Source organism: Neobacillus sp. YIM B06451 (genome assembly GCF_032667185.1).
Taxonomy (GTDB): Bacteria; Bacillota; Bacilli; order Bacillales; family Cytobacillaceae; genus Bacillus_D.
Genome location: NZ_JAVFKJ010000001.1, coordinates 30,250 through 43,505, shown reverse-complemented (window position 1 = coordinate 43,505; position 13,256 = coordinate 30,250). Strand labels below are relative to the sequence as shown.

Annotated in this window: 13 protein-coding genes; 3 read left to right on the top strand and 10 right to left on the bottom strand. The window is 45.9% G+C overall.

Annotated features, from left to right (window positions below; genetic code table 11):
• Window positions 1-16: 16 nt before the first annotated feature.
• From RB160_RS00185 to RB160_RS00140, 10 genes are all read right to left on the bottom strand, one after another.
• Window positions 17-745, bottom strand: coding sequence for a gamma-glutamyl-gamma-aminobutyrate hydrolase family protein (locus RB160_RS00185; protein ID WP_316568200.1), 729 nt, complete (start codon window positions 743-745; stop codon window positions 17-19).
• A gap of 306 nt (window positions 746-1,051) precedes the next feature.
• The gene (locus RB160_RS00180) at window positions 1,052-1,318 is read right to left on the bottom strand and encodes a hypothetical protein (protein ID WP_316568199.1); all 267 of its coding nucleotides are present in this window, start codon (window positions 1,316-1,318) and stop codon (window positions 1,052-1,054) included.
• A 119-nt stretch (window positions 1,319-1,437) separates the two neighbouring features.
• Complete coding sequence (locus tag RB160_RS00175; RefSeq protein WP_316568198.1) at window positions 1,438-2,223, bottom strand: SDR family oxidoreductase; 786 nt, start codon at window positions 2,221-2,223, stop codon at window positions 1,438-1,440.
• A gap of 165 nt (window positions 2,224-2,388) precedes the next feature.
• The gene (locus tag RB160_RS00170) at window positions 2,389-3,810 is read right to left on the bottom strand and encodes a vWA domain-containing protein (RefSeq protein WP_316568197.1); all 1,422 of its coding nucleotides are present in this window, start codon (window positions 3,808-3,810) and stop codon (window positions 2,389-2,391) included.
• Between the two features lie 231 nt (window positions 3,811-4,041).
• Window positions 4,042-4,590: a GNAT family N-acetyltransferase gene (locus tag RB160_RS00165; protein ID WP_316568196.1), complete on the bottom strand. Its 549-nt coding sequence runs from the start codon at window positions 4,588-4,590 to the stop codon at window positions 4,042-4,044.
• Between the two features lie 87 nt (window positions 4,591-4,677).
• Window positions 4,678-4,983 carry an MTH1187 family thiamine-binding protein gene (locus tag RB160_RS00160; protein WP_316569023.1) on the bottom strand — a complete coding sequence of 102 codons (306 nt, stop codon included), beginning with the start codon at window positions 4,981-4,983 and terminating at the stop codon, window positions 4,678-4,680.
• Window positions 4,984-5,484: 501 nt separating this feature from the next.
• Window positions 5,485-6,003, bottom strand: a complete 519-nt coding sequence (locus RB160_RS00155; protein ID WP_316568195.1) for a GDYXXLXY domain-containing protein — start codon at window positions 6,001-6,003, stop codon at window positions 5,485-5,487.
• The gene (locus tag RB160_RS00150) at window positions 5,990-7,045 is read right to left on the bottom strand and encodes a DUF2157 domain-containing protein (protein ID WP_316568194.1); all 1,056 of its coding nucleotides are present in this window, start codon (window positions 7,043-7,045) and stop codon (window positions 5,990-5,992) included. The genes RB160_RS00155 and RB160_RS00150 overlap by 14 nt, the downstream gene beginning before the upstream one ends.
• A gap of 390 nt (window positions 7,046-7,435) precedes the next feature.
• A complete protein-coding gene (locus tag RB160_RS00145; protein WP_316568193.1) occupies window positions 7,436-8,482 on the bottom strand; it encodes a P-loop NTPase family protein in 1,047 nt (348 codons plus the stop codon).
• A gap of 468 nt (window positions 8,483-8,950) precedes the next feature.
• Window positions 8,951-11,143 (bottom strand): S8 family serine peptidase, encoded by a 2,193-nt coding sequence (locus RB160_RS00140; protein ID WP_316568192.1) that lies wholly within the window; start codon window positions 11,141-11,143, stop codon window positions 8,951-8,953.
• A 371-nt stretch (window positions 11,144-11,514) separates the two neighbouring features.
• Here RB160_RS00140 and RB160_RS00135 point away from each other — a divergent pair, with 371 nt between their 5' ends.
• The 3 genes from RB160_RS00135 to RB160_RS00125 all read left to right on the top strand — a co-directional run bounded on the left by RB160_RS00135 (window position 11,515) and on the right by RB160_RS00125 (window position 13,246).
• Window positions 11,515-11,880 (top strand): hypothetical protein, encoded by a 366-nt coding sequence (locus RB160_RS00135; RefSeq protein WP_316568191.1) that lies wholly within the window; start codon window positions 11,515-11,517, stop codon window positions 11,878-11,880.
• 1 nt (window position 11,881) lies between these two features.
• On the top strand, window positions 11,882-12,148 hold the full coding sequence (locus tag RB160_RS00130; RefSeq protein WP_316568190.1) for a hypothetical protein: 267 nt from the start codon (window positions 11,882-11,884) through the stop codon (window positions 12,146-12,148).
• 354 nt (window positions 12,149-12,502) lie between these two features.
• Complete coding sequence (locus RB160_RS00125) at window positions 12,503-13,246, top strand: YhcN/YlaJ family sporulation lipoprotein (RefSeq protein WP_316568189.1); 744 nt, start codon at window positions 12,503-12,505, stop codon at window positions 13,244-13,246.
• Window positions 13,247-13,256 lie beyond the last annotated feature (10 nt).

Genomic DNA, 13,256 nt, shown 5'->3' with positions numbered 1-13,256 from the left:
TTTGTACTTTATTTTTTTAAAAAACGGGAACCTTCACGCTGCAAGCGATAAATTCCTTGAATAGCCGGTTCATGGCTTCATCGGTTGGGGCGAGCGATTCCGGATGCCATTGGACGCCAATCGTAAATCTGGAAGGCTTCGCGTATTCAACCGCCTCCACAATGCCATCCGCCGACCGCGCCACAACGCGTAAATCATTGGCCACTATGTCCAGTGCCTGATGGTGAATGCTGTTCACCCTAACCCGGTCGGTACCGAAGATTTGAAACAGCCTGCTATCGGGTGAGACTGAAATCCAGTGTGAGTCCTTGTGCCTCGGAATCTTTTGCCCATGCTGGATGGATTCCGGCACCTGGCTCGGAATGTCCTGAATCAATGTCCCGCCGAGGGCGACGTTCAGGATTTGGCTGCCCCTGCAAACGCCGAGGAGCGGAATATCATGTGCAATCGCATACCTCGCGATGGCAATTTCGGCCAAGTCCCGTTCAAAAATGGTAGGGCCCAAATTACGGTGCGGCTCCTGGCCATACATATCCGGATTGACATCCTCGCCGCCGCTGAGGATAACCGCATCAACCAGAGGGAGCATGTCAAGCGCCATTTCCGGGCTGATGTATGGAAGAATGATCGGTATTCCCCCATTGGCGGCCACTACCTTGTGATAATCATGATGGACATAGGCGCCTTCCATATTTTCATTGTGTTTAACATAGGCAGAAGTAATCCCAATTACCGGCTTTCTCATCCCTTTTCCCCCAACCGTGTATTTTACTCTCTATATCCAAAATATAACACAAACCGTAAGGGGAACAAGTGAGAAAAATACCTTTTAATGAAGGAAATACGCAAAGGATTTAGTAATTAGACGGGAGCCATTGAATTCAAGTGGAAAAGGAACTCGAAAAACCAATTATGTCCCCTTTAGTAGTGGCCATCCACTTATATTCGACTCACTCCACCGTTCGGGAGCTTCATTTAATTGGTTCAATTATTTTATCATCTAGTACTGGCAGTTTTTTATATTGTTAGGCATTGGTAGGAATATAGAATTTTAATCTCCTGGGTATGGCTGGACCTCTGCAACCCTAATGCTATTATAATATACGGTTACGGGCGACAAATACCCATCCAAGTCATTCACATAATAGGTAGCCCCGCATTTACATGAAAAACTGCCTATTTGCCCATAGCGGCTGTTGTCATAGCCAATTACATAGTTCTCACTGCAAAGGTTGCAGGTAAAATTAATGTAAAAAGCCGAAGTTTTTTTGTTGGTGGCGGAGTTAATTTTAATATAATGGCCTTCTTGATAAACCATACTTTTTTCCTCCCTGTATGGAGCATGAGCCTTTACTTTATCTCCTGTCTTTCGCATTAAATTTTACCATAATCCTCGTAAAACCCGTTGTCGTTTAAGGGATTCATGAGAATAATTTGTTAAATGTCCATCTCCCACCACTTTTTTTCTGTATCTTTCATTTGCTTTTTGGTTTCCTCCGGGTAGGCGATGCGGAATGAATGCTTGTCAGCCGGGATGATTTCGACCATTTTATCAATCATATCCTGAGGATCAAATTGATTTTCCAAACCTTCTTCAGCCTTTAACAAATCCTCTCTCTTCGTAAAATTCTTTTCCTCATCGTACCATTTCCAAAGTTCTTCTGCGGCTCGATCGTTAAAGCCGGTATTGAACGCCCCGGGATTTATGGTCGCAACCTTCACTCCAAATCCTTCAAGCTCCTGCTTCAGTGTTTGCGCGATAGCTTCAATCGCATGTTTCGTGGCTGCGTACGGTCCGCCGTATGGAGACGACATAATTCCAGCCATGGAACTCATGAACACAATTTTCCCACCCTTTTTTTCGACAAGCTTTCTTGCCGCCAGTTGGACTGTTTCAAGCGTCGCGAAAACATTCACTTCGAAAATCGCACGGAAGCGGTCCAGCGGCACTTCAGCGATTGGCCCTCGTTCATTAATGGCAGCATTGGCAACAAATACATCAAAGTCGTATTTGGGAATCTCTTCACGATCCCGCGGATTTGTAATATCCAGTTTGAATACATCCATATCCAAACCCATATCCTTTGCTTCACGCAGTAAGTCTGTTTTTTGCGAAGTCAGTTCTGTGGCTGCAATAACCCGATGGCCTTTCCTCGCCAGGCCAATCGCGGCACCTCTCCCAAGCCCGCTTCCCGCGCCTGTAATGAAAATGGTCTTGCTCATTTAGAATCCCTCCTATGTGATGGCATGCCAATTTCCTGTTCCCATTGCAGTCAACAGAGAAACATTGCAATTTAAGGACGAGCCACATACCGGCTGATTCCCCATAAAAAAAAGACCCTAAGCCGGGTCTAAAAAAATTGTTCGCCAAGCGATATTCCAGCGTGTTTACAGCCCAACCTGCTTCTCGATTGCGTCCAATTTTTTTGATAAATCTTCGGATTTGGCTTTGATTTCATCGCTTTTCTTTTTATCCAAATCCGAGAAATACGTATTGATTTTGTCATTCCGGTCCCAGAGCCACTTAGAAATTGCATTCTTCTTTACAGCATCAATCATGCCTTTTTCCTCAAGCCGGTCCAGCAGTTCCTTGAATCGCTTTTCTTCGTTCTTCCTGAGCTTGTAGGATTTACCCATTAGCGAATCAACAGCGTTGTTGTGGTCCAGCGTCGTCCACACATTGTCGGCAAAACGGTGGACGGCCCACCATCTCCATGTATTTATGTTGATTTTTTCTTTCCATACATTCTTAATTTCCTCGAGCTCCTGCTTTGTTTTAACAGAGGAATATTCACCGCCGCCAGCCTCAGCTACCACTTTGAGCTGCTGGTCAGCAGCATCATCGACATCAAATCCAATGATATTGATTTTGACATTTGTATTATCCTGGACAGCTTTTTTCGCTGCGGCAACCGGGTCGCCATCGCATGTCTCAATCCCGTCACTGACAACATAAATAAAGTTTTCCGTGTTTTCATCCTTTTCCGCGGCCAACTGCTCGTTTGCCATCGAAATCGCGGCCGCCAGCGGAGTCCAGCCCATTGCATCAAACTTTTTCAATGAATTACCGAATGCTGTCCCTTCAAATGTATTCAACGGGTACATCGTTTCCACCGCCTTGCAGGATTTCGACTTATCCGCATCGCTGCCCGTTCCTTGATGGCCAAAGGCTATAAGAGAAACCTTTACGGACTCGGGAAGTTCCTTTGCCAGGCTTTCGATACTTTTTTTGGCGAGTGCCATCTTGGCCTCCCCGTCCACCTTCGCCTTCATGCTGCCGCTCGAATCAATGGCCATGACAACATTCACTTTTTTATCTTCATCCTTAGTCACTTCGTCCATAGTGAGGTCCTCGAGCAGGCGGCCGTCCGGCAACCTCAGTTTTTCGTAAACGACAGGGTAGTTTTCCAGCTCTTCTGCAACATCTTTATAGCCTGCCCGGAGCGCTTTGGTGATGGATGCCGCCCACTTTTTCTCGTCCCATTTTTTCGTATTTTTCTTTCCAACTTCCTGGATGTAAGCATCCAGCGCATCTGAAGTTGCTTTTTCTAAAGCTTCCTTGTCATCGGTAAATTCCTTGCCTTCTATGAACTTCTGATAAAGATTCCCCTTGCCTTCCTGTATGTATTCTTCGCCCGTGGTAGCCGGAAGCTCCACTTCATCAGGCTTTGAAGTGGCAATCGCCTTCCCTGGGACGATTCCTTCTTCTTTTGGTTCCTGATTTTTACGTCCGCCCTCGTCCTTTCCCTGGCAGCCCAGCAACAAAACGGCTGTGAAAAATAAAGCAACAACTAGTTTAGCTCTTTTCATTCTAATCCCCTTTCAATTCTATTTTTCTAATTCACAAACCCTTTAGAATGGAATTTATAGAAGGATTTGCCAAATAACCCTTGGTCCTTTACCCTAAATGAAGGATATTATGCATGTGAAATAAAAAAACTGTCGAATTTTCAGTTCTTATTTGGTCCTAATCGTTTACTCATTGAAAAAAGACTGCCTTGGCAGACAGCCCCATCTAAAAAGTAACCCCTATATTAAGCTTTACTCAAAAGGATTAATAATCCCGTATAAATCAAGGTCTTCAAAGGTCCCGTTCTTAAAAACATGGTCTTTGAGTGTGCCTTCGTACACCATCCCGCATTTTTGCATGATTCTTCCTGAAGCGGGATTGGAAGTAAAATAGCGTGCGTAAACTTTGTGATAGCCCTTTTCTTTAAAAACAAATTCGATCACAGCTTTTGCGGCTTCCGTTCCATAGCCATTTCCCCAATATTCTTCGCCAATCCAGTAGGCGAGTTCGCCGTGTTTGTGCTGTTTTTTATTCGATATCCCAATGGCCCCATACAATCTGCCGTTTACTTTGTCCGTAACAGCGAATTCATACATACGGTCTGAATTGAAATTTTCCTCATGGCTGGCTATCCAGGAAACCGCGCATTCCAACGGATACGGAAACGGCAGCGTCAACGTGCTTTTGTAAATATTAAAATTATTGCACATCCTGCTGACTTCGTTCGCGTCCCCCTCGTTAAACAGGCGCAAATGCAGACGATCCGTTTCGATTGTTCTCTCTGTTTTGTTGTAAATCATTCCCTTTCCCCCTGTACGAATCGCTGATTATATAACAAAGGATACATCTCTGCTTCATTTTAAAAATCAAAGATAACATACCCTGCTTCACGCTAGTTTGTCGTTTACGGCTTTGAGTTTAGCTTCCATTGTGCTTTCCTTGTCACGACGGTCGTCGATCCGGATATTTGTGGCGACTCGCTGAATTCCTTTCTGAAACGGAACCTCATGGATTTCCCCAACAACATCAAGCAATTCCTTTAAGTCTCCTTCCATCAATGTACTCATCGGTGTCAATTGGTACTTAATTTTCCCTTCGTACTTTTTAAGGACTTTATGTATATCGGCCACATACTCACTTACGCTTGGCGTTTCCGTCCCGATTGGAATTACTGTAATATCGATGATTGCCATCATCTTGCCTCCTGTTTTCTGTATTTTTTTCATACTATCATAATCGCCTAATTGAAAAGAACATACAAGGTAAAGGAACGGTTAGAAATTAATAGGGAGTTGGTTCAGTCATTCAGCAAAAGAAATAGAGCACTTATCATTGGCGGCAGTGCCGGGGATGAGAAAATCTACAATTCTTTTATAAAAGTGATGAACGTAGTCGAACCGGCTATCACTTTGCGCTCCCTCTTGATAAACTATGGCAAATAGAAAAAAGCTTGGTTGATGATCTCAAGCTTTTCTTTTTAAAAAATTTCCCGGGACATTAAACGATTCCGCCCATGGGTATCCTTTTCCGCTTTTGTTTCAGGCAACTCACTTCACGCTTCGAAAAAAAAGTGGACACATAGTTATGGAAGGTTCGCAATCGTTGCCGGAATGCTCCATCGTTTCCCTTTGCGCCTGATAAAATCAGAGCATGAGTGAAAGTGAAAAACAAAAGCAAGGCTTCGTCCTGTTTTTTCATTGTTCTGTACGGATGGATTTCAGGTAGCCGTACCCCATCCATACCTTAACTGTCCCGACGATCTTACCTTCCCTTGACCTGTCTTCCCAGTAAAGCCCGGTCCCTTCCTTTAGGTAGTAGCGGTCGAACGGGTATGTCACGCTGAGCGTTTTACGGGAGGGGTTATAATAGCCTTTCACCTTAAGATAGGTTCCGGAAGGCCTGCTCTTTGTGACCTGCACTGCCTTGTCTTTTTCAAACGCCACATAGAAGCCAGCGTCTGAGCCATAGGAGTTGTACTCATATCTTTCCAGTTCCTTCAGGAAGCTGGGGTCGATCTTTTCGGCAGGGATTGTCGCGTCCTCGAACTTGAGCCGGACATAATCCCCATAGAACGGATCCCTCGGATCGACCGGGATGGTCTTCATTTGGATCTCTTCTCCAAATGCGAACGCCATGAACGGCTTTGCCATGAGATAAAGAAGGAATAGAGTAGGGATAAGGAACGAGAGATAAAACAGCTTATTCTTCCTCATGATGGTTTCCTCCTTTTTTAAAACGGTGCAACAGGAACGCGACAGTTAAGATGACAACTCCGGCAAAAACAAAGAACATGGATTTCGGAAGGAACTTAAACGACAGGTCGAAATAGAACCGGAGCAAAAGCGATGCCATCAAAAGAGCGGCAAGTATTCGTTCCGTCTTTAACAGGTAGAAGAGGTAGAGTACGTAAAGGACGTTGAAGACGATGGTTCCGACATCCGGGAAGAACCCATACCAGATGCTGTCGAACGAAAGGAATATCCCTGACACCCCGACCGAAAGAAATCCTACCCATTTCCCTTCATACCTGAACGCACCGTAAGGCAGGTGAATCAAGAGGATGCCGATGGCGAAATAAGCCAAAAGGATCAACGCCTCCTCTGCATGGAACGTTTCGAACAGGGGGATGAGGCTCGCTAACAGGAACAAAAGCGAGAGCACGTGCCCTTTTTTCGACTGGATGACCTTTTCGTTTAAGGCAAGGTAGCCTAACGAAAGGAGGAATGGGAGGAAAAAACCAGGCAATTGCCCAAGGAACTGGCCCCCTATCGATAGGATGATTGAAAAAGAAAACAGCCACGTGCTTCTTTTATAAACCGCAAGCGGAATGATGCCAAGCCCCCAAAGAAGGAATGCACCCGACGCTTCACCGCCAAAATTGAACGTCTGGCCAATCAGGAAAATGCCGCCTCCGTAAACAAATGTGCTGAGGATGTACAGACCCCAGGATAGCTTCGGAAACGTTCCTTCAAGCCTGTACCCGCCGTAAAAAACGAGAAGAAAGAAGGAGACGATCATTCCGCATTTCAGGAAATCAGGCATATCGAGCCAATTCGACGCGACAAAACTTAGGATGCCAAGCCCGATCGAAACGGCCGCAATGACAAGAAGAACCGCGATAAGAGAGGGGCGTTTTGCCATCTCGTACATTGATAGGATTGCTGTTGTCTGGGAATCGGACAGGACCCCTTCCTCGGCAAGGTAGGAACATTCCTTTTGAAGGAACTCATACTGTTTCTTTCGTATTTTTTTCATTTTTCTCCCCCCGTCTAGTTCTTTCACCGGCGAAGCCTGATTTCTGTTTGCATTTTCATTAAAAAATCGCACTTCGGAGGACCGTTTTTTAAAGAAGAACAATACATCACCGACAAGAACACAATCGGATGGCCTAAACGGTCCCCTCAAAGTCTCGCATTTCCTCTGAAAAAATCCCATTTTTTACATTCTCTATTTTCATTTACGCAAATGAAATCGATTTTGTCACTAGAATTTTTCAGAAACTGTTCCGCGAACCTGCCTTAAAAACAGGTGCTAGTTTGTCATGATGGAAATGGCAAAGACCAGACTCGTAAACGTCTGGTCTTTTTTTAAACAGCTGGCTATTCAAGTCTTTTACTCCATTTTATTGGCGGTAAAGCGGAAGGCCTATAGCTTTCCTACAAACGACAGTTCAGCCGGCTCCTTGGAGTCATAAGCACCATCAATGATTTTGCGGACATCCTCGATTGTTTCCTTCAGGTCAACATCGACGCCCTTTTGCCCTGTAAAAGCCTCAGCAACGTAAAACGGCTGCGTCAGATAAGCCTCGAGCCTTTCGCCGCGGTGGTATGTTTGCATTTCGGCATCAGGAATACCCGCAATGCCCTTAACGTTCACGAGTGAACGAAGCTCCCTGTACCTGCGCAGCAGTTTTTGGGCTCTTTGCTTTACAGTCAGGTGGCTTTGTTCAAGATACGCCACTTCAAGAATTGACGAGGTCGAAGAGATTGGATTGACGGCGGGAAACCTGAACCTTGCAGCAAGATCCGCATCAAAGTTCCATACCGTTTCAAGCGGCCCGTACGGAAGTTCCTCGTCAACCGCATCCCCTTTCAAATCAAGCAGGAAGGTGGTGACCGTCCGGATTGATTCATCCTGCAATTTTTCCTGCAGTTCGAAGATTTCCCCTGTTAAAACATGCGACCTATCTGCCGTAAAAATGATATCGCGGTCTTTTCCAAGCTCGGAAATCTTCTTTAACGCGTCGTCGATTGAGGTGACAATCACATCAACATGTTCATTCAAATCCTCGAGTCCCGGATAGCCTTCCGCTTCCGGCTGAAGCACAATGCTGAGATACCCTTCTTTCTTTAGCCTTAGAAACAACTCTGAAAGGACCACTAATTGCCCCATCCCCGGCCTTGCCACCAGGCCAACCGTGCCGCCTTTTACAATTGGCGCGAATAAATCAAGCGTCTTAATCTTCGTTTCAATCATTTCAAACGCCTCCCCTTTTAAAATCAATTCATCCAAGCTGCATTGCGCCAGCGATGCGAGCGCAGCCAATGTCCGTACCTCCGCACGCCCAATCGGAATCTTTCCCGTGCATAAGTTTGAAACTGTCGCCGGCCGGAGCCCAACCGACTTTGCCGCACTCGTTAAATTCGGCACCCGTTTTCGGAGCAATGAAACATTCAACCTTAAATCTTCCATCTTTTTCCCCTCCTTGTTTTTATTGTAATTTATTTTACGCTTTAAAGCAATAATAAGTTACTCTTAAAAGTAAATATTTTTACTTTTAATTAATTTACCATTACATATAAGGGTGTCCGAAGTTAGGGATTCAAAAGTTGGGAAACTTCTGACTCGATGGGAGCATAATCCTGAAAAGCTGTCAGAAGTTTGGGGTACTTCTGACTAGATGGAGGTGAAATCCTGGATAGGTGTCAGAAGTTGGAGGTACTTCTGACTCGTTGGAGGTGAATCATAGAAAGCTGTCAGAAGTTAGAGGTTCTTCTGACTCGATTTAGGTAAAAATCCCGCATAGGTGTCAGAAGTTGGGTTAGCAACAAACTTACTGCACCTGAAATGAAGTGTTCATAGAATAGGAGTTGCCAAAATTACAATTAAAAAAGGAAACCCCTTCCAGCCATTAGCCAAAAGGGGATTTCCCGAAAATGCTTAACGATTATAATCAATCACATACATGTAAGGGATACGGATATCGCCACCAGTGGATGTTACAGTAATGTATCCGCTTATGAAATCGCCGGATACGTTCTTTCCACCGGAATGGGTTCCCCTGTTTACAACATCCACTTTGAATTCCGCCTTGCTCTTTGCGGCAATTGAAACTCCGGATTTGCTAAGCTTCAGATTATCATCCCCGGAAAAACTGTAATCCAGTTGTTGATCAGTCGGATTCACCAAAGTGACTGTCATTTGATAAGATTGATTTCCAGTCGGACGCACCAATCCGAAACTTAAGGAGGACGGGAATGCCATTGCAGGAGTGTTCATCGCCCTACCAAGGTCAATGATGCCCGCGCCAACCTTTAAAGGATTAACAACATCTGTATCTGGAATCACGCTTCCCTCGACATTTTGGGCGGTTCCCATCAAGGACGCTTTGACTTCCGCAGGTCCCCAGCCTAGCTGTTCTTGTTTGCTATAAGCAAGAAGGACGGCAGCTGCCCCGGCCACATGTGGCGATGCCATGGAAGTACCTTGATACAATTCATAGCCCCCACCGACAACCGAGGAATAAATATTAACTCCAGGTGCCGCCACATCAGGCTTCAGCGTGTAATTCGGCGTCGGGCCCCATGAGCTGAAGTCCGAAATCAGATTTGGCACAGCTCCGGTTTCAACTGGAGGATAGGCGATTGTAACTGTCTTGTCCCCATCCCAACCAGCTAGCGTTTCGCCAGCCTCTTTGCTAATCATAATGGCCGGAATCTTCACGCCATCCGTTGCCATTGGAATTGGATCGGCATTACTGTTCTGGTATACTATGACCCCAACTGCCCCGGCCGCTGCCGCATTATTAATTTTTTCAGCAAACGTACAGGAGCCGCGCTGCAACAACGCGATTTTCCCTTCCAGCGGTTTTCCAGCTACTGGCGTACAAGCAAGTTTATCCCCGCCAGCAACCTCACTCCAAAGAACGTATTCACCTTTAAGTTGCTTTTTCACCTCTCCACCCTGGGTACCAGTCGTGGCTATTGTTTCCCCGCCTGGAAGAGCAGCTGATTTTAACCGCATCGCAAAAGTACGGCTGTTTGTTGTAGCGGCAACGGTGATAACCTTATCCGCTGTTCCCGGAGACCCAACCGTGTAGTTCCCAGGCCCTTCATTCCCCGCGGATATAGCAACTACGACTCCTGCGTCGACCGCGGCGTTAACAGACATATCAAGCAGGTCTGCACCTTTATGTGGCGTCCCGCCCAAACTAAGGTTCAGGACGTCCATTCCATCTTCGACTGCTTCTTCAACTGCTTTCGCAATGAACAAGCTTTTCGCATCAGCCACATTCCCAGGGAAAACATTATAGTTTCCAAGATAGGCTCCAGGTGCGACGCCGCTCATCGCTTTGCCTCCAAGAGTCGGAACCGTGCCCGCTTTTCCGGCAACTGTGCCGGCAACATGCGTCCCATGGCTGTCAACCGCTTCCGCACTTAATTTTGGATCCTGGTTGAAAACCTTTGCGACAATTACTTTAGCGCTTGTAAATCTAGTATCCCCTTTAGGGAATCCTTCAGGCGCTTTCATCCCCACATTTGGCTGCAGGAAAGGATGTGTTTGGTCGATCCCGGAATCGATGACGCCGACTTTCATTCCGGCTCCGGCATTCGCCTGTCCGCCAAGTCCATTCCAAATCGGGCCGGCATTGATCAGTGCCGTACTTTCGCTCATCGTCTTACGGTACGTACCGCTTACTCCGGCTTTCACGACACCCGGCCCACGGCTAATATCCTTCAGCGATGCGCCATTAAGTTTCAGGCCAAGGCCGTTGTACGTGACGTCATATTCCGCCACCACTTCAACTTTTGGAAGCTGCTTTGCGAGCCACTTTTTATAATTTTCCCGCTGCGACTCAAGCCTCTTTCCGTACTTCTTTGCCGCAGGGGAATTCAGATTTACCTTCTGCCCTTTGGCTGGCATTGTCTTTTCATAACCGGAAATTGAACCATCGTAGGAAGCAATTGGCGCATCACCGAATTGCACGAACACATACTCCTGATCCGCCGACGCCGCATTCATCGGGCTATCGTCATTTTTGACAATCGCCTCCGCAGGAAGCCCCGCGTTCATAATGAGCAGCAGGATCAGCGAGATCCCCAACACGTTCCTGAACCTTTTGAACAACTTCAATCCTTTCCCCTCCTTATGTAACTCCCGGCGTGAGTATCAAGCTGCCAGGTCATAAATCACTACAAGATTTAAATTCGAGAAACGAATCTTAAATCCTGTAGCTTAATTTGTAATATTCCGAAAACTATTTTGTCAATTAAAAAGGGATTGAAAGGCATCTTGTCGAGGTTGGGAAAATTGGAATGCCACATCGTGCTTAAATTGGCCGGTTCCGAATAATCGGTGACAAGCTGGTCGTTTTTTTAACAAAAAATCAGTAGCCAGTTTACCGGAAAAACTGTGCGGAAAACAATAATATCCTGTTAATAATGGTATAATTAGTTAATAACAACTGGCCTATTTTGAAAAATGATTGGAGGTGGATTAGGAAAATGAGCACAGTCCTTACATATTTGGCTTCCCTTGTTGTGATTGTCGTTTCTGTCATGGTCACGCTTTACTTCAAATCCGAACTGGAGCGGATGTTCCGGGAAAAGAAAGAAGTATTTGCCTTTCATGTATGCAATGTGCTGATTATCTTAATGGCTTCCTTCGCTGTGCATGCCGTGACGGATTATATGCTGCAGACTGGGATCAATTATTTGCTGCAATTGGCCATCCTCTTAGCAATCATCATACCAATCTATATAGCAGGCCACTTCGCCTATGAAAAATACAAATTCCTAAACCGCAAATACGTCAAAACCGATAACGGCAAAGTTCTGGTAATAAACGAAAAATTCCTACGCCGGAGATAAGGTGAAACGGGAGAGAAACTTTCGCTTCATCCGTGGCACGAAGTACTCCCCCTCCCCTGAAACGGTAGCAAATGACGGGGACGATGAATCATTTGTTGAATATCGTTGCAAACTAAGCTTGGTTTCAACAAACGCGGGTGGTGAGTGTATGGCGAAGAAAAACGATAAGGAAAGCAAGAAGGCTATGCCAAAGGCGGATGTGGAATTCGCGGATAATGGGCTCGAGAGGATTGCCTTAAAAGCTCAGAAAACGAAGCAAAATAAGTAATTGGTAGCCGGCGCGCCACTATTTTCCGCCAAGGCCAACCAATACTAAAAAACAACCCGGGATAAAATCAATCCCGGGTTGTTTTGCTATGGTGCTCCTGCTTGTGATTGGCAAGCACGGTTTCTTCTATCTTAACTGAGTGGTCGCCCATTAGAGAAGATGTCAACATACATTTCCCGGCTAGAGAGGTTTGAATTTTTAAAAAAGAAAGCTCATAAATGCCTCTCCTCCCTGCTCTTGCCGAAAGATTTCAAACAAATCCATCCAGGTAACAGACTCTCCCTCCAAATAATGGATAGTTTCCCCCTTGAAAACCCAAACTATGGACAAAACGACAGGAAGGAGGATTGTTTTGTGAAAAAAGCATCGAAAATCATGCTGACAGTCTTGCTTCTTCTCTCATTAAGCAGTTGTGGTACCGGCAATAACGACAACGGCGGCAGGGCCGGAATAAATAGGTTAAACAACAATGCTGCCGGAGGGAACCGTACTTTGAGGGTTTCCATGGAGGCTGCCCGCTCGGTGGAAAGCCTGGTCGAAGTTCAAAGCGCTCTTGTTGTCATTAGCAATCAGGACGCTTACGTAGCGGTGAGGATGGAAGGCAGCGAGAACATGAGGGCGCAAGGGTATGAAACGAACAAGAAGAATCATCGCGGCGAAAATACGGGGATATTCGGAAATCCCGGCTATCGTGGATATGGCAACGGGACTCAAACCGGTGACTACAGCGGGACGGGAATCGGCGGTGGCAGTATCGATGGACTAACAATCGCGGATCAACCAGAAAGAGGGAAAAACTTCACAGCAGCGAACAACCCTGACGGCAACTTACAACCGGAATCAACAAGCCCTGCCATTGTGTTGGACTCTTCGTATTCGGGCATATCAGCTTCTTTCAAAAAAAACATTGCCGATCAGGTTGCAAAGGCCGACAAACATATTCAAACGGTTTACATTTCATTTAACCGGGCTTTTTATATGAGGTTAAACCGGCTTGCTGATGACCTGAACAATGGCCGGGATGATGTAAAGGGTGATTTCACAACATTGGTCGATGGAGTTTTCGACAATTACTATCCGCTTCTTCCTACCCAATAACAGCAAAAAA

Coding starts and splice junctions, on each gene's coding strand:
- RB160_RS00155 (WP_316568195.1), bottom strand. CDS start 6,003: ATGAGGAAGAATAAGCTGTTTTATCTCTCGTTCCTTATCCCTACTCTA.
- RB160_RS00180 (WP_316568199.1), bottom strand. CDS start 1,318: ATGGTTTATCAAGAAGGCCATTATATTAAAATTAACTCCGCCACCAAC.
- RB160_RS00135 (WP_316568191.1), top strand. CDS start 11,515: ATGAGCACAGTCCTTACATATTTGGCTTCCCTTGTTGTGATTGTCGTT.
- RB160_RS00160 (WP_316569023.1), bottom strand. CDS start 4,983: ATGGCAATCATCGATATTACAGTAATTCCAATCGGGACGGAAACGCCA.
- RB160_RS00150 (WP_316568194.1), bottom strand. CDS start 7,045: ATGAAAAAAATACGAAAGAAACAGTATGAGTTCCTTCAAAAGGAATGT.
- RB160_RS00165 (WP_316568196.1), bottom strand. CDS start 4,590: ATGATTTACAACAAAACAGAGAGAACAATCGAAACGGATCGTCTGCAT.
- RB160_RS00175 (WP_316568198.1), bottom strand. CDS start 2,223: ATGAGCAAGACCATTTTCATTACAGGCGCGGGAAGCGGGCTTGGGAGA.
- RB160_RS00185 (WP_316568200.1), bottom strand. CDS start 745: ATGAGAAAGCCGGTAATTGGGATTACTTCTGCCTATGTTAAACACAAT.
- RB160_RS00145 (WP_316568193.1), bottom strand. CDS start 8,482: ATGGAAGATTTAAGGTTGAATGTTTCATTGCTCCGAAAACGGGTGCCG.
- RB160_RS00170 (WP_316568197.1), bottom strand. CDS start 3,810: ATGAAAAGAGCTAAACTAGTTGTTGCTTTATTTTTCACAGCCGTTTTG.